Annotated in this window: 18 protein-coding genes; 8 read left to right on the top strand and 10 right to left on the bottom strand. The window is 64.6% G+C overall.

Going from position 1 to position 20,227, the window contains the following annotated elements:
• Positions 1 to 104 precede the first annotated feature (104 nt).
• Complete coding sequence (locus CK215_RS22470) at positions 105 to 368, top strand: DUF6460 domain-containing protein (RefSeq protein WP_066996803.1); 264 nt, start codon at positions 105 to 107, stop codon at positions 366 to 368.
• Here CK215_RS22470 and CK215_RS22465 read toward each other — a convergent pair.
• Positions 343 to 1,281 carry a histone deacetylase gene (locus CK215_RS22465; protein WP_095832202.1) on the bottom strand — a complete coding sequence of 313 codons (939 nt, stop codon included), beginning with the start codon at positions 1,279 to 1,281 and terminating at the stop codon, positions 343 to 345. The genes CK215_RS22470 and CK215_RS22465 overlap by 26 nt on opposite strands.
• 123 nt (positions 1,282 to 1,404) lie before the next feature.
• Here CK215_RS22465 and CK215_RS22460 point away from each other — a divergent pair, with 123 nt between their 5' ends.
• Positions 1,405 to 2,745: an MATE family efflux transporter gene (locus CK215_RS22460; protein WP_170950355.1), complete on the top strand. Its 1,341-nt coding sequence runs from the start codon at positions 1,405 to 1,407 to the stop codon at positions 2,743 to 2,745.
• Here CK215_RS22460 and CK215_RS22455 read toward each other — a convergent pair.
• Together CK215_RS22455 and CK215_RS22450 are read right to left on the bottom strand one after the other, a co-directional pair.
• A complete protein-coding gene (locus CK215_RS22455) occupies positions 2,738 to 3,817 on the bottom strand; it encodes a quinone-dependent dihydroorotate dehydrogenase (protein WP_095832201.1) in 1,080 nt (359 codons plus the stop codon). The two genes, CK215_RS22460 and CK215_RS22455, sit on opposite strands and share 8 nt — an antisense overlap.
• Positions 3,814 to 4,161, bottom strand: a complete 348-nt coding sequence (locus CK215_RS22450; protein ID WP_095832200.1) for a DUF952 domain-containing protein — start codon at positions 4,159 to 4,161, stop codon at positions 3,814 to 3,816. Before CK215_RS22450 ends, CK215_RS22455 begins: the two co-directional genes overlap by 4 nt.
• Before the next feature lie 110 nt (positions 4,162 to 4,271).
• Here CK215_RS22450 and CK215_RS22445 point away from each other — a divergent pair, with 110 nt between their 5' ends.
• Both CK215_RS22445 and CK215_RS22440 read left to right on the top strand, forming a co-directional pair.
• Positions 4,272 to 4,709: a hypothetical protein gene (locus tag CK215_RS22445; RefSeq protein WP_095832228.1), complete on the top strand. Its 438-nt coding sequence runs from the start codon at positions 4,272 to 4,274 to the stop codon at positions 4,707 to 4,709.
• A gap of 121 nt (positions 4,710 to 4,830) precedes the next feature.
• A complete protein-coding gene (locus CK215_RS22440) occupies positions 4,831 to 5,490 on the top strand; it encodes a response regulator transcription factor (protein WP_066996819.1) in 660 nt (219 codons plus the stop codon).
• Here the strand turns inward: CK215_RS22440 and CK215_RS22435 are convergent, their stop codons facing one another.
• Positions 5,491 to 8,976 carry a PAS domain-containing hybrid sensor histidine kinase/response regulator gene (locus CK215_RS22435; RefSeq protein ID WP_066996822.1) on the bottom strand — a complete coding sequence of 1,162 codons (3,486 nt, stop codon included), beginning with the start codon at positions 8,974 to 8,976 and terminating at the stop codon, positions 5,491 to 5,493.
• A gap of 250 nt (positions 8,977 to 9,226) precedes the next feature.
• Between CK215_RS22435 and mscL the strand changes: the two genes are divergently transcribed.
• Both mscL and CK215_RS22425 read left to right on the top strand, forming a co-directional pair.
• Complete coding sequence (mscL, locus tag CK215_RS22430; RefSeq protein WP_095777596.1) at positions 9,227 to 9,649, top strand: large conductance mechanosensitive channel protein MscL; 423 nt, start codon at positions 9,227 to 9,229, stop codon at positions 9,647 to 9,649.
• Between the two features lie 104 nt (positions 9,650 to 9,753).
• The gene (locus CK215_RS22425) at positions 9,754 to 10,920 is read left to right on the top strand and encodes a pyridoxal phosphate-dependent aminotransferase (RefSeq protein WP_095832199.1); all 1,167 of its coding nucleotides are present in this window, start codon (positions 9,754 to 9,756) and stop codon (positions 10,918 to 10,920) included.
• Between the two features lie 11 nt (positions 10,921 to 10,931).
• Here the strand turns inward: CK215_RS22425 and hemA are convergent, their stop codons facing one another.
• Positions 10,932 to 12,209, bottom strand: coding sequence for a 5-aminolevulinate synthase (hemA, locus tag CK215_RS22420; protein ID WP_066996827.1), 1,278 nt, complete (start codon positions 12,207 to 12,209; stop codon positions 10,932 to 10,934).
• 281 nt (positions 12,210 to 12,490) lie between these two features.
• Here hemA and galE point away from each other — a divergent pair, with 281 nt between their 5' ends.
• Positions 12,491 to 13,486, top strand: coding sequence for a UDP-glucose 4-epimerase GalE (galE, locus tag CK215_RS22415; RefSeq protein ID WP_095777447.1), 996 nt, complete (start codon positions 12,491 to 12,493; stop codon positions 13,484 to 13,486).
• 181 nt (positions 13,487 to 13,667) lie between these two features.
• A complete protein-coding gene (locus CK215_RS22410; protein WP_095777446.1) occupies positions 13,668 to 14,924 on the top strand; it encodes a D-amino acid dehydrogenase in 1,257 nt (418 codons plus the stop codon).
• Positions 14,925 to 15,009: 85 nt separating this feature from the next.
• Here CK215_RS22410 and CK215_RS22405 read toward each other — a convergent pair whose 3' ends face one another.
• From CK215_RS22405 to CK215_RS22385, 5 genes are read right to left on the bottom strand one after another with little or no spacing between them, the layout of a single operon-like run.
• Complete coding sequence (locus CK215_RS22405; protein WP_095832198.1) at positions 15,010 to 16,374, bottom strand: FGGY-family carbohydrate kinase; 1,365 nt, start codon at positions 16,372 to 16,374, stop codon at positions 15,010 to 15,012.
• On the bottom strand, positions 16,371 to 16,685 hold the full coding sequence (gene rhaM / locus CK215_RS22400) for an L-rhamnose mutarotase (protein ID WP_170950354.1): 315 nt from the start codon (positions 16,683 to 16,685) through the stop codon (positions 16,371 to 16,373). Before rhaM ends, CK215_RS22405 begins: the two co-directional genes overlap by 4 nt.
• Complete coding sequence (locus CK215_RS22395) at positions 16,685 to 17,686, bottom strand: ABC transporter permease (protein WP_095832196.1); 1,002 nt, start codon at positions 17,684 to 17,686, stop codon at positions 16,685 to 16,687. Before CK215_RS22395 ends, rhaM begins: the two co-directional genes overlap by 1 nt.
• Positions 17,683 to 18,660: an ABC transporter permease gene (locus CK215_RS22390; RefSeq protein WP_095832195.1), complete on the bottom strand. Its 978-nt coding sequence runs from the start codon at positions 18,658 to 18,660 to the stop codon at positions 17,683 to 17,685. Before CK215_RS22390 ends, CK215_RS22395 begins: the two co-directional genes overlap by 4 nt.
• On the bottom strand, positions 18,657 to 20,213 hold the full coding sequence (locus tag CK215_RS22385) for a sugar ABC transporter ATP-binding protein (RefSeq protein WP_245418765.1): 1,557 nt from the start codon (positions 20,211 to 20,213) through the stop codon (positions 18,657 to 18,659). The genes CK215_RS22390 and CK215_RS22385 overlap by 4 nt, the downstream gene beginning before the upstream one ends.
• Positions 20,214 to 20,227 lie beyond the last annotated feature (14 nt).

The following is a 20,227-nucleotide window of genomic DNA, read 5'->3' as shown; positions in this document are numbered from 1 at the left end:
AGCAGGATAGCTTTGCGCTGCGGGCTTCGGCTTGATGCCGGGTATCCGAGTGCGTATTTCTGAGGTCGCGCCCCGAATCGGGCAGCTCGAACCGGAGAACGGCCTTGTCCGCACTGACCCGCTTTCTCGGCGATACGCCACTCAGGGTGCTTGTGAAGCTGCTGGTGGTTTCCTTCCTCGTCGGCCTCGTCATGCACGCTTTCGGCTGGTCGCCGATGGACGTGCTCTACGGCATCCGCCAGTTCTTCATCGACCTGTGGAACCTCGGCTTCCATACTCTCGACCGCTTCCTGGGCTATATCCTGCTCGGCGCCGCGATCGTCGTGCCCGCCTTTATCCTGCTCAGGATCGCGAGCTACAGGAAGTAGCCTGGCGAGCGTCAGCATACTCGGCCGCGACCTCGAACAGAATGGCGTGGCGCGCGGCAAGCGCCGGCACGTCGCTCGAATAGCCGCCGCCGATGACGCCGCATAGCGGGATGCCGGCCTTGCGGAAATAGCTGATGACCAGCTCCTCGCGGCTGCGCAGGCCGTTGTCGGTCAATGTCAGCCGGCCAAGCCGGTCCTCGGCATGGACATCCACGCCGGCATTGTAGAACACGATGTCCCAGCGCCGCCTTGCGCAAAGCTCTGGAAGAATGGCGCCGAGCCGGTCGAGATAGGCAGCGTCGCCGGTGCCGTCCGGCAGCGCGATATCGACATCGGAGGCGATCTTGCGCGCCGGATAATTGCGTTCGCCATGCATGGAAAAGGTGAAGGCGCGCGGCTCATCCTTCAAAATGTCCGCCGTGCCGTCGCCCTGATGCACGTCGAGATCGACGACCAGGATGTTTTCGATGGCGCCCTCCGCAAGCAGGACCAGGGAAGCCACGGCCACGTCGTTGAAGGTGCAGAAGCCCGCGCCTTGGGCACGCCTGGCATGGTGGCTGCCGCCGGCGGCGTTGCAGGCTATGCCGTGTTTCAGCGCCAGCCGCGCCGCCAGCACCGTGCCTGCCGTTGCTAGCTGCGCTCTCAATGACACGCGCTGGCTGACCGGGAAGCCGATCTCGCGCTCGAGCTTTTCAGGCACCTCGCAAGTGAGCACCTGGTCGACATAGCCGGCCTCGTGCGCGAGCTTGAGCCACGCCGCCGGCGCCCGTTCCGGCATCGAAAGCGCTCCCGCTGCTGCCAGCCCGCGGCTGTGCAAAGCCTCCATCAGCAACGGATATTTGCTCATCGGAAAGCGGTGATTGACGGCAAAGCCGGCGTCATAGTCGGGATGGTGGACGATCTGCAAAGGCATGATGGGGCGGCCTGCGCCAGAGCTGGAATTCGGTTGGCCGTCACCCGATGGCGATTGCGCGGCAGCGGCAAACTGGGGCACATCGGCCGTTCTAGCAAGCCGCAATGAGCAAGGCAGCAATCCTTGGACAAGGGTGCGACCCACATCAACGCCGGGACCTTCATCGTCACCAACCGGTCGGTGCTGGCGATCGCTGTGCCGATGACCCTTGCCTATCTGACGACGCCGCTGCTCGGCATCGTCGACACCGCGGTGATCGGGCAGTTCGGCGATGCGGCTCTTCTCGGCGGTCTGGCCGCAGGCGCGCTGGTCTTCGACGTCGTCTTCACCACCTTCAACTTCCTGCGCTCCGGCACCACCGGCCTCGTCGCCCAGGCTTTCGGACGCGGCGATCCGCTGGAGGAGCAGGCGGTGCTCTGGCGGGCCGTGCTGATCGCGGTCGTCGCCGGCGTGGTGCTTGCAGCACTTGCGCCGCTGTTTGCGGTAGGCGGCCAGTGGTTCATGGGCGCCGAGCCGCGTGTCAGCGCGGCGATGTCGGTCTATATCCGCATCAGGCTCATTGCCGCGCCCTTCTCGCTCATCAACTACGCCATCTTGGGCTACGTGCTGGGGCGTGGCGAGGGCGGGATAGGGCTGATGCTGCAGGCCGTGCTCAACGGCATCAACATCCTGCTCTGCTTCCTGCTCGGCCTCGAGCTCGGCTGGGGCGTGGCGGGCGTTGCCTGGGCGACCGTCACCGGCGAGTTCCTGGCCATGCTGCTCGGCCTTGCCATCGTGCTGAGGCGGTTCCGCAAGCTGGAGCGGCCGTCACGCCGGCGCATCCTCGACCTGCCGGCCTACCGGCGCATGCTGTCGCTCAACCGCGATATCATGATCCGCTCCTTCTCGCTGCTTGCCGCCTTCGCGCTGTTCACCAGGCAGGGCGCGCAGTTTGGCACGGTGACGCTCGCCGCCAATGCCGTGCTGATGAACTTCTTCCTCGTCGCCGGCTATTTCTTGGACGGCTTTGCCACCGCAGCCGAGCAATTGGCAGGCCGCGCCATCGGCGCGCATGCGGCCGCTCCTTTCCGGCAAGCCGTCCGGCTGACGCTGATCTGGGGCGTTGGCCTGGCGGCTGTCGCCAGTCTTATCCTGCTGACGGCCGGCGCACAGCTGGTGGCGATGGTGACAACCGCTCCGGAGGTCCGCGCGGTCGCCGACATTTATCTGCCCTGGGCCGCCTTCACCGCGCTGAGCGGCGTGCTTGCCTTCCAGATGGACGGCGTCTTCATCGGCGCCACCTGGTCGCGCGACATGCGCAACATGATGCTCCTGTCCTTCCTGGCCTTCGCCGCGGCACTGATCACGCTGGCGCCCGCCTTCGGCAACAACGGCCTATGGGCCGCGCTGCACGTTTTCTTGCTGGTGCGGGGTTTCAGCCTGCTTGCGGTGCTGAGGCTCAGGATGCGAACGGCGTTCAGGTGATCGGCTTCGCAGCCCAGCGCTCGCAAGCCGAGTCGCGCAAATCCTGGATCGAGCCAAGCCGCTCGCGCTCCACAAACCGCGCCATGCCGGCAACGATGCGGCCAGGCAGCGCCGGGCCGGCATAGATCATGCCGGTATAAAGCTGGACGAGATCGGCGCCGGCGCGGATCTTCTCCAGCGCGGTTTCCGCCGAGTCGACGCCGCCGACCCCGACGATCGTCACTTGTGGGCCGAGCAGCTTGCGCATCCGGGCGAGTACCGCCGTCGAGCGCTCGAAAAGCGGCTTGCCTGACAGCCCGCCGGCTTCGCCGGCCAGACTTGCGCTGCGCAACCCGACCCGGGCAAGCGTCGTGTTGGAGACGATGACCCCGTCGATCCTTTTCTCGATGACTTCGGCGGCGATGTCTTCCAGTTCCGCGTCGACGAGGTCCGGCGCGATCTTGAGGAAGATGGGCGGCTGAACCGACGCAGCCGCGCGCGCCGCCACCACGCGCAACAGGAGTTCGCCCAGTTGCTCGCGCGCCTGCATGTTGCGCAGGCCCGGCGTGTTGGGCGAGGAGATGTTGACCGTCAGATAACTGGCATGAGCCGCGAAGCGGGCGACGCCGCGCTCATAGTCGGCAATGCGGTCGGCGCTGTCCTTGTTGGCGCCGATGTTGACGCCGACAATACCCGGCCGCCCTTTGCGCGCGCCAAGCCGTCTTTCGGCGGCCCCATGCCCTTCATTGTTGAAGCCGAGCCGGTTAATCACCGCTTCGTCCGCGGTCAGCCGGAAGATGCGCGGCTTTGGATTGCCCGATTGCGGCAGCGGCGTGATGGTGCCGACCTCGGCGAAGCCGAAGCCAAGCCCAAGCAGCGCGTCCGGCACTTCGGCGTTCTTGTCGTAGCCGGCCGCCATGCCGAGCGGGTTCGGAAAATCGAGCCCGCAGACGCTGACCTCGAGCCGCTCGTCGCGCGGGGGAGGCGAGGCGGCCGGCAGGCCGCAGCGCAAAGCCGCGATCGACAGGCCATGCGCCGTTTCCGGGTCGAACGAGAAAAGCAGCTTTTGGCCGATCCGGTCGAGCACGCTCATTCGTCCTCCAGCGGCGGGAATTCGTGGCCGTCGGCGCCGAGCGGCAACGGCCTCACCCAGAGAACGGCGTCGAGGGCGAGCGCGGCGTAGAGATGCGGGAACAGGGCGCCGCCGCGCGACACCTCGTATTTCAGCGCGTTGCCCAGCTTTGCCGCGTCGACAGCGATGAGAAGCAGGTCCGCCTGGCCGGCGAAATGCTTGGCCGCCGTCTCGCGCACTTGAGTTGCGGTGGAAAAGTGGATGAAGCCGTCGGCGATGTCGATCGGCGTCCCGGTGAAGCGGCCGTTCCGTTCCGCTTCGCGCCACATGGCTTCAGGCGCGATCTTGTAGATAAACTGAGACATTGGCGCGCTATAGTCCGAACGATCCATGGGGGAAAGGGTGCTTGCGAACTCTTCCCCATTTCAGGCGCAAACCTGTGATATTGTTCGCACAACGGCTCATGGAGGATAACATGCGTCTGCAGCACATTCTAATCCCGGCGGCGCTTTGCTCGCTGGTCGCCGCATCGGCCTATTCCGAGGAGACGGACCGCTATCGGCTCGAAAAGTCCGCCAACGGCTATGTCCGCATGGACACCCAGACCGGCGCCATGTCGATCTGCGAGGAGCGCTCCGGCCAGCTCGTCTGCAAGTTGGCCGCCGACGAGCGCTCCGCCTTCCAGGACGAGATCGACCGGCTGCAGAGCACGGTGAAGGCACTCGACGAGCGCGTCGCGAAGCTCGAGAACTCGCTCTCGGCCCGGCTGGAGTCCCAACTGCCGAGCGAGGAGGATTTCAACAAGACGATGAGCTACATGGAGCGCTTCTTCCGCAGCTTCATGGATATCGTCAAGGACATCGACAGGCAGGAAGGCGACGGTGCCACGAAGCCCAGCCCGCAAAAGACCTGAGCTCCCGGGAAAAAGCCTGCGCGCGCGGCCTTTGCCGCTTGAAAACGCGCCGCGCCGCCGCATAATCGTTCCGATCCCGTAAGAAAGCACACAATCGGCGATGGGATCCGGGGAGGAATATTTGCCGTCGGGCCACACTTTCGTCATTGCCGACGACCATCCGCTGTTTCGCGGCGCGCTAAAGGAAGCGCTGGCCGGCATAGGCGACGTTGCCGCCATCCATGAGGCCGGCGATTTCGAAAGCGCCAAGGCGCTGGTCGTCGCCAATGAAGACATCGACATGGTGCTGCTCGACCTGTCGATGCCGGGCGCCAGCGGCCTGTCCGGACTGATCTCGCTGCGCGGCATCCATGCCTCGGTGCCGCTGGTGGTGGTGTCGGCTCATGACGATCCAGCCACCATCCGCCGCGCGCTCGATCTCGGCGCGTCCGGCTTCATCTCCAAATCGGCAAGCATGGAGGAGATACGCAGCGCCGTCCTGACTGTGCTTGCCGGCGATATCGCAGCACCCGCCGGCATCGAGCTCGGCGTCGAGCGCGACCCAGAGATTTCCGATCTGATCAAGCGCCTGCAGGCGCTGACGCCGCAGCAGACGAGGGTGCTCGGCATGTTGGCCGAAGGCCTGCTTAACAAGCAGATCGCCTATGAGCTCGGCGTCTCCGAAGCCACCATCAAGGCGCATGTCTCGGCTATATTGCAGAAGCTCGGCGTCGACAGCCGCACCCAGGCGGTCATCCAGCTTTCCAAGATCGGCGGCGACCCGCTGCAGCCGGTGAGCTGATCATTCCGCCGCGGGCGCCAGCGCCCTGACGCGCGCCATCATCGAGCGCAGCACGGCAGGCTTCAGCGGCTTGTTGATCACCGGCACATCGAGCAGACCAGCAGCAGTGCGCACCTCGCTGGAGCGGTCTGCGGTGACCAGCACGCAGGGCAGGTCCTTGCCGTAGGCGGCGCGCAGCCTGGCGATGGCGTCGAGCCCGGTGCCGCCGTCGAGATGATAGTCGGCGAGCACCACATCCGGCCTTGCCGCACCCGGGCGCATCAGGTCCTGCGATCCCGAAGCGGTCTCGACGCTGCAGCCCCAGCCTTCGAGCAGCAGTCGCATGCCGTCGAGGATTCGCGCGTCATTGTCGATGCACAGCACATTGAGTCCGGCAAGTGAGGATGGCGCGCGCGCGGGCGCCTTTCCCGTCTCGCGCGGCGGCGCCGCGATCGCGGCGACCGGCAGGATGACGGAAAAACGCGTGCCCTTGCCGGGGTTGGAGAAGATGCGGATTTCGAGCCTGAGAACCCTGGCGATGCGGTCGACGATGGAAAGGCCAAGGCCAAGGCCTTCGGCCTCGCGAGCGCCCTCGTCCAACCGGGTGAATTCGTGGAAGACGGTGTTCAGCTTGTCGGCGGCAATGCCGATGCCGGTGTCGATCACCTGGATCTCGGCCAGCTCGCCGCGCCTTCTCACGCCGACCAATATACGGCCTTCGCGCGTGTATTTGATCGCATTGGAAACGAGGTTCTGGATCAGCCGGCGAAGCAAATTGCGGTCGGTCATGACGCCGAGCGACGACGGCATGATTTTCAGGCCGAGCTTCTTTTCGGCGGCGAGCGGGCGAAAGTCGTTGCCGATCTGGCCAAGTAGCCCGCCGAGGCTGAAGGCGGTGTCCTCGGGCTTCAACGCGCCGGCGTCGAGCCGGGATATGTCGAGCACCGCGCCGAGGATGGTCTCGACCGACTCCAGTGAGGATTCAATGTTGGTCGCGGCCCTGCCGGCCGGCCCCTTGCCGGCCTTTTCGATCAGCGAGGAGCAATAGAGCCTGGCGGCGTTGAGCGGCTGCAGGATGTCGTGGCCCGCCGAGGCGAGAAAGCGCGTCTTGCTGAGATTGGCTTCCTCGGCAAGCATCTGCGCCTGCGCCAGCTCCTCGTTGACGCGGGTGAGCTCGGCGGTGCGGCTCCTGACCCGCTGCTCCAGCGATTCATTGGCCCGCTTCAGCGCCAGGTCCTGCTCGACGCGGCCGGAAATGTCGGCATAGGTGGCGACGATGCCGCCGTCGGGCATCGGGTTGGAACGCAGCTCCAGGATGCGGCCGCTGGTCCTGAGCTCCATCTGCCAAGGACCGACGAAGCTGGTCAGCCGGTTGAGCATCGTAACCCGCTGGTCGGCGGCGATATCGCCGCGCTCGGCCAGATGCCGCAGGATCTGGTCGAGCGACACGCCCACTTGGCCCATCTCGTCAGGCAGATCGAACAGCGCCCTGTATTGCCGGTTCCAGCAGATCAGCCGCAAATCCCGGTCGAAGACGGTGATGCCCTGCTCCATCTGGTCGAGCGCGATCTGCAGCAGGTCGCGGTTGTGCTGCAGCGCCTCGGTGGCGTCGTCGAGCAGCCGGAAGGCGTCCTTGGAGTCGCGGTCGTTGCGGCGGAACAGCAGCGACAGGATAAGCCGCGCCGACGACGAGCCCACGGCGCTCGCCAGCAACTGCTCCGAGAAACGGATGACGTCCATGCTGGCCTGTTCCTTGCCGTGCAGGGAGACGTTCGCGTTCTTCTCGAAGGACTGGAAGGAGCGCTCGGTGCGCTCGACGCCGAGATAGCGGGAAATCGTGTCCTTGAGGTCATTGACCGTGACCGCGGTGCGGAAGCGGCGCAGGCTTGGCATCGGCCCCGCCTCGCGCGGCACGAAGATCGCCGCCTGGATGCGCTCCAGCGGCACCGATGCGCGGGACAGCGAACCCATCACGAAGAACAGCGTGTTGACTGACAGGCTCCACAGCACGCCATGGTTCAGCGGCTCGCCGACGGTGCCGAACAGCGCCTGGGGTCTCAGCGCCTCGAAGCCGAACAGGCCATGGACGACAAAGTCGGAGCCGGGACCGACGAGGGAAGGGAGCAGCAGCGTGTAACCCCAGACCGCGATGCCGGCGACCATGCCGAGCGCGGCGCCCCGGCCATTGGCGCGGCGCCAGATCAGCCCGCCGATCAGGGCGGGCGCGAATTGCGCGATCGCTGCGAAGGACATCAGCCCGATCGAGGACAGCCGCGCGCTGTTGGTGCTCTCGCGGTAATAGAGGAAGGCGATGAACAGCATGATGAAAATCGACGCTCGCCGAACGTTCAGGATCAGCGTCGACCAGTCTTCGTTCTCCGAAGAAGTGGTCTTGAGCAATCGACGCACGAACAGCGGGATGACGAGGTCGTTGGAAATCATGATCGACAGCGCCACGCTCTCGACGATGACCATGGCGGTGGCCGCCGACAGGCCGCCGATGAAGGCGATCATCGCCAGCACGTCGTGGCCGCTGAATAGCGGCAGCGACAGGACGTAGAGGTCGCTGCTGGTCCTTGCGCCGACCAGCGACAGCCCGGCAAAGGCGATCGGCAGGACGAACAGGTTGATCGCCACGAGATAGAGCGGAAACACCCAGGTCGCGGTGCGCAGTTCGGCCTCGCTGCGATTCTCGACGATGGTGACGTAGAATTGGCGCGGCAGCATCAGGATGGCGAAGCCGCTCAAGGTCGTCAGCACAAGCCAGGTGACCAAGGACGTGTTGTAGCCCATCGCCTGGCGCACCTCGGCATTCGCCCCGAGCGTCGCCAGCATGTCGCCGGGGCCGCCGAAGATGAGAAAGGTGACCATAAGGCCGATGGCGAGGAAGGCTGCGAGCTTGACCACCGTCTCGACCGCGACCGCCAGCACCAGCCCGTCCTGGTGCTCGGTGGCGTCGGCGTGGCGGGTGCCGAACAGGACCGCAAACAGCGCCAGCAGCATCGCCACCACCAGCGAGATGTCGCTTACAAAAGGATCAAAGGAGGGCGGCGATCCCGTGTAGTGCTCGATCATCAGGCTGACCGAGCCGGAGATCGCCTTGAGCTGCAGCGCGATGTAGGGCACGGCGCCGACCGTGGCGATCAGCGTGGCGATCGCCGCGACGGCAAAACTCTTGCCGTAGCGGGCGCCGAGAAAGTCCGCAATCGAGGTGATCTTTTCGCTCTTTGCCAGGCGGACGATGCGGTTGAGCAGCGGGAAGCCGAACACGAAGACCAGCACCGGGCCGGTGTAGATGCCGAGGAATTCGAGACCCCGCTCGGAGGAGAGCCCGACCGAGCCGAAGAAGGTCCAGGAGGTGCAGTAGATGGCGAGGCTGAGCGCATAAATGGAGGGCCGTGCGCGGCCGAGTCCGGCTGCCACGGAGCGCCGGTCGCCGACGCTGGCGATGGCAAAAAGCAGCGTCACATAGGCGATCGCGATGATGACGACGAACCAGCCTTGCACGGTTCGAACTTCCTTCCTGACCGGCTGCTCGTCCGGTTATCAAACGCAACCACAGCTTTGACGCCAAGTCCACCGCGGCTTTCGGCGCATAGGTGCTTGGTGACGCCCAGAAGCGCGAACCAGTTAGGCACAAACCGGCGGCTCCGCCCTTTTTCCGGTTTTGCAACTGGGGGTTTTTGTTATTGTGGCTTCGGGGTCGGTGCCGGAGAGCCGGGGCGGCAGCGCGGCCCGTCATGGCAAGGAGGGTCGGATGCTGAAAGAATTCCAGGAATTCATCTCCAAGGGCAATGTGATGGACTTGGCCGTCGCCGTCATCATCGGCGCCGCCTTCGGCAAGATCGTCGATTCGCTGGTCAACGACATCATCATGCCGATCATCGGCGCGATTTTCGGCGGGCTTGACTTCAACAATTACTTCTTTGGGCTGTCCTCCAATGTGCACTCGGCCACGCTGGCCGAAGCCAAGAAAGAGGGAGCCGTTTTCGCCTATGGCAGCTTCATCACCGTCGTGCTGAATTTTCTGATCCTCGCCTTCATCATTTTCCTGATGGTCAAGGCGGTGAACAATCTGCGCAGGCGGCTGGAGCGAGAGAAGCCCGCGCCTGCCGCGGCGCCGCCGCCGGCGGATGTCCAGCTTCTGACCGAAATCCGCGACCTGCTCGCCAGGAAATAACGCATCCAACGCTCTTTGCTGGACCAAAACCCCGGCCGCTTGCGGCTGGGGTTTTCTGTTCAGTGATCTGGTAAGAGCGCAGCAAAACGAGCACGGATTTGTCCATGACCCTGATTGAGACCTTGCGCGCCGAAGCCCGTGCTGCCCCCGAAAGCGGCATTGTCGCCGTCGTCAATCACGGCCGCTTGCACGAAGGCCTTATTCCGCTCTGGGCCGGAGAGGGCGACCTGCCGACGCCTTCCTTCATCAGCGATGCCGCCGCAGGCGGCCTCGCCAGTGGCGAGACCTTCTACACCTGGCAGAAGGGCATTCCCGAGCTTAGGCAGGCGCTCGCCCGCTACTATGCCAGGCATTTCGGCCAGCGCTTCGCCGAGGAAGAATTCATCGTCACCGGCTCGGGCATGCATGCCATTCAACTGGCCATCGACGCGATCGCCGGCAGCGGCGACGAGGTCGTCTATCTTTCGCCGGCGTGGCCGAATTTCGCTGCCGCCGCCGGTGTTGCCGGCGCTGTTCCCGTGCCGGTCACGCTCGACCAGTCCGGCAATGGCTGGTCCTGCGATGTCGACAAGATCGCAGCCGCCATCACGCCGCGTACCAAGGCGCTGTTCATCAATACCCCCTCGAACCCGACCGGCTGGACAGCCGACAAGGAAACGCTTCAAGCGATCCTCGATCTGGCCCGCACGAAGAAGCTTTGGATCATCGCCGACGAGATCTATGCGCTGTTCCACTATGGCCACGGCCGCGCGCCGTCTTTCCTCGATATCGCAACGGCGGAAGACCGCATCCTGTTCGTCAACAGCTTCTCCAAGAACTGGGCGATGACCGGCTGGCGAGTCGGCTGGATCAAGACGCATCCGGCGCTGCAGCAGGTGTTCGAGAACCTGATCCAGTATTCGACCTCGGGCGTCGCCCAGTTCATGCAGCGCGGCGCGGTTGCGGCCCTCGACAAGGGTGACGGCTTTATCGTCGAGCAGGTGGAGCGGGCACGTGCGGCGCGCGATCTGGTCTGCGACATCCTGGGTGCCACCGGCAAGGCGCGCTTCACCGTGCCGCAAGGTGCGTTCTACCTGTTCTTCACCGTCGACGGCATCACCGATTCCCGCGCCGCCGCCTTCGACATCGTCGACAACGCCAATGTCGGCCTGGCGCCCGGCACGGCCTTCGGCCCCGGCGGAGAGGCTTTCCTCAGACTATGCTTCCACCGCCGCCTCGATCAGCTTGAGGAAGCGGCAAATCGCCTGGCGAAATGGATGAAGACGGTCTGAGACGGGCGGCTTCAGCCGCCTGATTTCGGCACCAGGAGTGGAATAATCCGGTCGCTCTTGGCGACGGCCGGGCGGCCGGAGGCGGCATAGGGGATGCCGAGCGCGTCCCAGGTCTCGACCAGCGCGTCCTGCAGTTCGGCGATCAGCGCGTCCGAATGGAACGGGGTGGGCGTGATGCGCAGCCGTTCGGTGCCGCGCGGCACCGTCGGATAATTGATCGGCTGGATGTAGATGCCGTGGACGCCAAGCAGGCGGTCGCTCGCCATCTTGCAAAGCTCGGGATCGCCGACCAGCACCGGCACGATATGGGTGGCCGATTCCATCACCGGCAGCCCGGCCGCGGCAAGCACCTGCTTGGCCCGCGCGGCCTGGCGCTGCTGGGCGTCGCGCTCGGCCTGCGAGCGCTTCAAATGCCTGATCGAGGTGGTGGCGGCCGCCGCGATCGCGGGCGGCAGCGCGGTGGTGAAGATGAAGCCCGGCGCATAGGAGCGCACCGCGTCGATCACAGCGCTCGTGCCGGTGATGTAGCCGCCCAGCGTGCCGAAGGCCTTGGCCAGCGTCCCCTCGATGATGTCGATGCGGTCGGCAAGACCCTCGCGCTCGGTGATGCCGCCGCCGCGCGCACCGTACATGCCAACGGCATGCACCTCGTCGATATAGGTCATGGCGTTGTAGCGCTCGGCGAGCTCGACGATCTGCTTGATCGGCGCGATGTCGCCGTCCATCGAATAGACGCTTTCGAAGACGATCAGCTTGGCGCGCTCGCGTCCTGCCGCCTGCAGCAGGCTTTCCAGATGCGCAACGTCGTTGTGGCGAAAAATCTTCTTTTCGGCCCCGGAGCGGCGCACGCCCTCGATCATCGAGGCGTGGTTCAACTCGTCCGAGATGATCAGGCAGTTGGGCAAGAGCCTGGCGATGGTCGAAATCGAGGCTTCGTTGGAAACGAAACCGGAGGTGAAGACCAGCGCCGCCTCCTTGTCGTGCAGGTCGGCGAGCTCATGCTCCAGCTCGACCAGCGGGTTGGACGTGCCAGAAATGTTGCGGGTGCCGCCGGCGCCCGAGCCCATCCGGCCCGCCGCGTTCTGGAAGGCGGCGATGACGTCCGGATTCTGGCCCATGCCGAGATAGTCGTTGGAGCACCAGACGGTGATTTCCTGGGCGCGACCGTTGGAGCGCCAGATGGCGCGCGGGAACTTGCCCACGATGCGCTCGAGGTCGGCGAAAACGCGGTAGCGCCGCTCGGCATGGAGCTGGTCGATCGCGTCTTCGAAGAACCGCTGGTAGTTCATGTCGGCTTCCCAATTTTGCGCCGGATCATAGTCACGGGCCTATGTTACGTCCACCGCGCCGCACCGGTCAAAATGCCACGCCCCGCGCCTGTTCCTAACGATGCCGGATCATGGCCTATTCCCGGGGATGTGAACCAGCTTTGTTTCGGTACGATGCCTCGGGCAGGCGGAACTGTTACAGACTTAACACTAAAATGGGAGGCTAATGGGCTTACGGCGGGGTTTCCAGCACGGCGGCTGTTGAGACAGTTTCCGATAAATCTTGATCAGCGAGGTAAGCGATGACGGTTTTGGTGACGGGCGGTGCCGGCTATATCGGCAGCCACATGGTCTGGGAGCTTTTGGACGCCGGCGAAAGTGTCGTCGTGCTCGACAGGCTTTCCACCGGCTTCGAATGGGCGGTGGCGCCCGAGGCGAAGCTCGTCGTCGGCGACGTCGCCGATCGCGATCTGGTCGGCCGGATCATCCGGGAAAACAAGGTCGACGCCATCATCCATTTCGCCGGCTCGATCGTGGTGCCGGAATCGGTCGCCGATCCGCTCGGCTATTACGAGAACAACACCTGCAAGACGCGCGCGCTGATCGAAACCGCCGTGCGCGAGGGCGTGCCGCACTTCATCTTCTCGTCCACCGCAGCCGTCTATGGCGGCGCCGGGCTGGAGCCGGTGCGCGAGGACGCCCGGCTGGCGCCGGAATCGCCTTACGGCCTCTCCAAGCTGATGAGCGAGTGGATGCTGCGCGATGCCGCGATTGCGCACGACATCCGCTATACGGCGCTGCGCTATTTCAATGTCGCCGGCGCCGACCCCAAGGGCCGCACCGGACAGTCGACGCCCGGCGCCACGCATCTGATCAAGGTCGCCTGCGAGACGGCGCTCGGCAAGCGGCCATTCATGCAGGTCTTCGGCAAGGACTATCCGACACCGGACGGCACCTGCATCCGCGACTACATCCATGTGAGCGATCTGGCGGCGGCGCACCGGTTGGCACTGCAGCGGCTGCGCGATGGCGGGGAGAGCCTCGTCGCCAATTGCGGCTACAGCCATGGCTATTCGGTGCTGGAAGTGATCGACAGCGTGCGCCGCGCCTTCGGCCATGATTTCGACGTTCGCATGGGTGCGCGACGGCCGGGCGACGCCGCCGCCGTGGTCGCCAATTCCGACCTTGCCCGCAAGGAGTTCGGCTGGACCCCGCAGCGCGACGATCTCGACCAGATCGTCAAGGATGCGCTGGCCTGGGAACGCATCCTGACGACCAAGAACTCCGTTCGAAACTGAGCAGTTCAGGAAAGTGTGTAGCGGTTGGATTCGGCGACTTCGCCGTAGCCGTCGTCCGGAATTGCGTAAATGAGACTGACCTGTTGGGCCAAGGGCTCGTCCGGCGAGTTTAGACGCGGTATTGAGGCTCATGCGGTGGTGTGCCGAAGGCGCACTTTTTGAATGAGCCTTGAGGGACGGCATGAAGGTCTTGGTGCTCGGCGCCGGCGTGGTTGGCACGGCGGCCGCCTACTATCTGGCTAAAGACGGTCATGAGGTGACGGTGATCGAGCGCCATGAGGCAGCGGCGCGCGGCACCAGCCAGTCGAACGCCGGCCTGGTCTCGCCGGGCGACGCCACCGCCTGGGCCTCGCCGGCGGCGCTCAAGACCTTTCTGCGCGCGCTCTGGAACCATGACCTCGGCATCAAGGTCCGGCTGCGCCTCGATCCGTATTTCTATGCCTGGAGCCTGCGCTTCCTGCGCGAGTGCACCGTAGCGCGCCTGCGCGCCAACACCGACGTCAAGCTGAAGCTCGCGCTCTATTCGCGCGACTGCATCAATGCGCTCTCGGAGGCGACCGGCATCCATTACGACGAACGCAAGAAAGGCATCCTCTACTTCTTCCGCTCGCAGCAAAGCTTCGACACCGGCACCGACAATTACCGCTACCTCGGCGAGCGCGGCCTGCCGATCGAGATCGTCGGCCGCGACCGCTTGGCCGAGCTGGAGCCGGGCCTTGCCGGCGTGAAGGACAAGATCGCCGGCGGCATCTATTCGCCGATCGACCAGACCGGCGATTCCAAGCAATTCGTCGACAAGCTCGCCGCCTATGCGGCCGAGAAGCTCGGCGTCAGGTTCCTGTTCGGCACGACAATCGAGGGCCTCGACATCGAGGGCGACCGGGTGCGAGCCGTGATGACCTCGGCCGGACCGGTTGCGGGCGACGCCGTCGTCATCTCGATGGGAGCCGAAAGCGGCCTGTTCGGCCGCCGCTACGGCATCGACCTGCCCGTCTACCCGGTGAAGGGCTACACCGTGACCGTCCCGCTCGAGGACGAGAGCAAGGGCCCGACCATGGGCGGCGCCGACGAGGACCGGCTGATCGGCTATTCGAGGCTGGGCAACCGGCTGCGGATGTCCTCGACGGCGGAATTCATAGGCTTCGATCGCAGCTTCAAGCCGCGTGATTTCAGAACCATCCTGGAAACCGGCAAGGACCTGTTCCCGGGCGCCTTCGACGAGAAGAAGGCGCTGCTTTGGGCAGGCCTGAGGCCGATGATGCCGAGTTCCGTGCCCATCTTCGGTCAGGCGAAATACCGCAACCTCTATCTCGACACCGGCCACGGCCATCTCGGCTGGACCATGGCTTGCGGCTCGGGAAAATTCCTGTCCGACCTCGTCGCCGGCCGCAAGCCCGAGATCGATCCGCAAGGGTTGCTTTACGCGACAGCGGGCTGAGACGTTCGGTGCGCAAGTTGCCACTTGCGTATGTCGGCGCTGGTCGGCGCGACCTGTCAGTTGTGGCAAAATACCACGGCGCGGATCACGTCCCGACGACCCGCTGCCACGCTCGCGCGTAATCGTGCCAAGCCGGATCTGCGGGTGGCTCGGTCCGCTCGCCTTTGCTCATGACGGTAGCGCGGTCTGACGCCAGCAGTGCCGCGCCGATGCTCGTCCCTGTCGACGTCTCCGACGCAATGACAGCCCGTCCCGTTGCTGCTGCCAGCATGCGGATGAAAAGTGGGTTCCGCGCAAAGGGCCCTTCGACCGTCGTCCGCCCGTCGCCGCCAATCAACTCCAGGCAGGTCGCGGTCATCAGCGCCAGATAGAACGAGATTGCGGTGAAGCGCTGGCCGGGGGGCAAGCCCTCGGCGTTGACCCATTGCGCGGCGCGGTGAGGGAATGGCCCGGAGCCTTGTTGGGTTGACGGCAGAAGCGATGCTTTTCGTGCCAGCACGGCGGCAACATCGGCCTCGGTCCAGTCCTGCCGCTGGCCTTCGGTCAGCAGCGAAAACTCGCGTCCACCCATGAAGCGCGCCGACGGCACGGGATCGCCGAGCGCATTGACATTGACCAGCGTGTCGCGCGCCGCATCGAGCTCGACCTTATTGCCGCCGACCGCCATCGACACCACCCATGTGCCGGTCGAGACGACGGAGAAAGGCGGCCGATCGGACAACAGATGCGGCAGCAGCGAAGCGTTGGAGTCGTGCAGGCCGCAGAAGACGGGAGTCGCAGGGTCGAGCCCTGTCAGTCGGGCAATAGCCGGCAGGATCGATCCGAGCCTGTCCTTCGCCTGGCGCACGGGTGCCATCAGCGGACGCCAGCCCAGGCTGTCGACCAGCGAGGAATAGTCGGACGTCCAGGGGTTCCACAGATCGGTGTGGCAGCCCAGCGATGTCACTTCGTTGGCGGCCACGCCGGTCAGCCGCAGCGCCCAATATTGCGGATACATCAGCATCGCAGCGGACTTGGCGAATTCCACTGGAAAGCGCTTTTGCTGCCAGAAGAATTGCGCGCCGAGATTGAGGCCGATCGGCAACCGCGGCGTGCCTGTTTCGGCGAAGGGAGGGCGCACGGCGTCGTAGTCGGCCGCAAGCTGGTGGGGGCCGTTAAATTCATAGTCGAGCACCGGCAGCACCAGTTCGCCGGCGGCGTCGACCAGCGCCCCGGTCGCGCCATGCGTGGTGATCGAGATCGCATCGATCCGCCGTTCGCGGTTGAGATCGGCGAGGCTGTTCAGGATGAACGTCCACAGCGCCTGGACATCGTGATGCGGGTAGGGCGCCTGCCAAACGGGCGCGTTCGCGGTGCGGCGCAGCGCGATCTCGCTCGGCATCGTGAGCTCGACCAGCGCCACCTTGGCGTTGGTCTTGCCGATATCGATGACGGCGACGTGGCGGATCATGCCATATGGAACATGGTTTCCAGCGGCACCGCCACCGGCTCATTGTCGGGTTTGGTTTCCATGAGGTCGGCCATATGCGCCCACCAGCGCTGCATAACAGGATGTTTCGGCAGGTCGGCCATGCCGTGATCGTCACGTCGCCACAGCACGCCGAAGAGGATGCTGGTCTCCTCGTCGAGATGGATCGAATAGTCGGAGACGCCGGCCTCTCTCAGCAGCTCCGTCAGTTCGGGCCAGATCTCGTCATGGCGGCGCTTGTACTCGCCCTTCATGCCGGGATTGAGCTTCATCTTGAAGGCGTATTTCTCCATCAGGCGAAACGTCCTTCGCGCAGCCGCCGCCAGACGATCGGCAGCGCAATGACGATGATCAGCAGCAGGCCGATGAAGATCGACATGACGATGCCGGGCACGTTGAGCAGGCCGAGGCCGAAGGTCACCAGCCCCATGATGAAGGCGGCAAGCACCACGCCGAGGATGCTGCCGGCGCCGCCGAGGATCGACACGCCTCCCAGCACCACCATGGTGATGGCCTCCAGCTCATAGCCCTGCGCGATCGACGGCCTTGTCGAGCCGAGCCGCGACGTGATCAGCACCGAGGCGATGCCCGACATCAGCCCGGTGAGGCAAAACAGGATGAATTTGATGCGGTCGACGCGCACACCGGAGAACTGGCAGGCGACCGGATTGTTGCCAATGGCAAAGACGCGCCGGCCGAAGCTCGTGCGATGCAGCACGAACCAGTAGACGAGCGCCGCGAAAAGGAACAACGCCAGCTCGAACGAGAAAACCCACCACGCATAGCCCTGGCCGAAGAAGGCGAAACTTTCCGGATATCCCTTATAGGCCTGGTCGCCGAGGATGATGAAGGCGATGCCGCGAAACAGGCTCATCGTGCCGATGGTGACGACGATGGAGGGCAGGCCGAGCCTGGTGACGAGCAGCCCGTTGAAAGCGCCGCAGCCGAGCCCGACGGCGATGCCGATCGCGACCAGCACCGGCGTGCCGGCGCCAGCCTGCACCGCCATGCCCATCATCGTCGAAGCGAGCGCGACGATCGCAGCAACCGACAGGTCGATCTCGCCCGAGATGATCAGCAGCGCCATGGCGAGCGCGATCAGGCCCTTTTCGGTGAAGTTGAAGGTCAGATCCGAGAGTGACCAGGGGTCGAGGAAATAGGGCGAGGCGAAGCTGTTCACCGCGAAGATGAGGATCGCGATGACGACGAGCAGCGCCTCCCAGGAAAAAATCGCCGAAGAAAGCGGCTTGTCGAGCCGGTCGGGGATATGACGCGGGGCAGGGGTGTCGGTCATGCCGCTTCCGCCTTTCTGAGGATGATGCGGCCCTGCCGGCGCTCGCCGCGCGCGTTGAGCACCACGGCCAGGATGATGGCGCTGCCCGAGATCGCCATCTGCCAGAAGGGCGAGATGTTGATGACCGGTAGCGCGTTGGAGATGATGCCGAGGAAGAGCGCGCCGAGCACCGCGCCGCCGACCGAGCCGATGCCGCCGGCGATCGAAATGCCGCCGATGACGCAGGCGGCGATGATGTTGAGCTCATAGCCGTTGGCGACCTCGACCGAGGCGATCACGTAACGCGAGACCCATAAGTACCCGGCAAGCCCGCCGATCATGCCGGAAATGCAGAAGACGATGAACTTGGTGCGACCGACATCGATGCCGGCATAGACCGAGGCGGTCGGGTTGACGCCGATGGCATAGATCGAGCGGCCGATCTGCGTGCGCGTCATCGCCAGAAAGAACAGCGCAATGACGAGAAGCGCGATCCACGACAGAACCGGCAGGCCGAGGAAGGCGGCGCGCTGGAAGTTGATGAAGTCGGGGCTCATCTGGTCGGCATTGACCCAGGCGCCGCCGGAGACGACGAAGGTGGCGCCGCGATAGATGGTGAGCGTGCCGAGCGTGACCACGATGGACGGGATATTCAGCCGCCACACCAGGATGCCGTTGATGGCGCCGAGCAGGAGGCCGACAAGCAGTGCGATGACGATCAGCACCGGGATCGGGATCGCCGGATGGGCGGCGTTGAGCATGGCCACCGCCATGCCGGTGAAGCAGAGATTGGACGCCATCGACAGATCGATCGAGCGCGTCAGGATCACCACCATCTGGCCGAGCGCCAGGATCATCAGGATCGAGGTGTCATTGAACACCTGGCGCAGATTGGCCGGATCGGCAAAACCGGGGAAGCGGGTCGAGATCAGCCCGATCAGCAGGACGATGCCGGCGAGCAGCCAGATCTCGCGGTATTTGAGAAAATTCTTCATGCCGCGATCCCCGCTGCGGTCCTGACCAGCGTCTCGGCGTCGAGGCCTTTGTTGTCGTAGGTGGCCGCGATACGGCCTTCACGCATGACGACGACCCGGTCGGACATGCCGAGGATTTCCGGCAATTCCGAGGAGACCATGATCACCGATAGCCCCTGCGCCACCAGCTCGGCCATGAAGCCGTGCACGGCGGCTTTGGAGCCGATGTCGATACCCTTGGTCGGCTCGTCGAGGATGATCACCTTCGGCGTCGTCGCCAGCCATTTAGCGATGACTACTTTCTGCTGGTTGCCGCCGGAAAGCGTGCCGACATCCTGGCTGAGCGACGAGGCGCGCAGGTCCAGCCGCTCGGTGTAGGAGCGGGCAAGTGAGAATTCTTCCGCCAGCTTGAGCACACCGGATTTCGAGGTGCGCGCAAGCGAAGGCAGCGATACGTTCTGAAAGATCGGCAGGCCGATGACGACACCCTGCTTGCCGCGCTCTTCCGGCACATACACGATGCCGGCCTCGATCGAATCCGCCGCCGATTTCGGCGCGATTGAGTTGCCGTCCAGCGAAATCGTGCCGCGGCTGGTGCGCGTGATGCCGGCGATCGCCTGCATCACCTCGCTGCGGCCGGCACCGACCAGGCCATAGAAGCCGAGGATTTCGCCCTTGCGCAATTCGAAGCCGATATCGTCGAACTCGGTCGGGTGCGACAGGCCGGAGACCGACAGCACCGGAGCGCCGATCTTCGGCTCGCGCTGCGGAAAGATGTGGTCGACGTTGCGGCCGACCATCATACGCACGATCTCGTTCTGGCCGGTGTCCTTGAGCAGGCCTTCGCCTACCATCTCGCCGTCGCGGAAGACGGTGTAGCGGTCGGCGATGCGGTAGATCTCGTCGAACTTGTGGCTGATGAAGAGCACCGCCTTGCCTTCGCTCTTCAGGAATTCGATCAAGAGGAAAAGCTCCTCGATCTCCTTCATCGAAAGTGCGGCGGTCGGCTCGTCCATGATGACGATGCGCGCGTCGATGGACATGGCGCGCGCCACAGCCACCAGATGCTTGTTGGCGATGCCAAGGTCCTTCAGCCGAGCATCGGCGTCGATATGGCCGGCGCGCATCGTCTCCAGCACCTCGCGCGCATTTTTGCGCATGGTGCGCCAGTCGATGGTGCCGAAGCGGGTGCGCGGCGCATGGCCTAGGAAGATGTTTTCGGCGACAGAAAGGTCGTCGAACAGCACCGTCTCCTGATGGATGGCGGTGATGCCGTGGGCGAACGCGGCATGGGCACTGGGCAGCGCCGTGGCCTGGCCGTCGATGCTGATTTCGCCGGCGTCGGGCTGGTAGATGCCGGTCATGATCTTGACCAGCGTCGACTTGCCGGCGCCGTTCTCGCCGATCAGCGCCGTCACCTGTCCGGGATAGAGCGACAGGCTGACATTGTGCAGCGCCCGAACGCCCGGAAAACTCTTGGAGATGCCTGAGAGCGTCAGGCGCGGGGCCAATTTGCCCTCGCCCTCGCGGGGAGGGTCGCGAACAAAGTGAGCGGGATGGGGGTTGTCTAGCATATCAAGTTAAGGTC

The sequence above is a fragment of the Mesorhizobium sp. WSM3864 genome (assembly GCF_002294955.1).
Taxonomy (GTDB): Bacteria; Pseudomonadota; Alphaproteobacteria; order Rhizobiales; family Rhizobiaceae; genus Mesorhizobium.
This window is presented reverse-complemented; position numbering and strand designations above follow the sequence as displayed.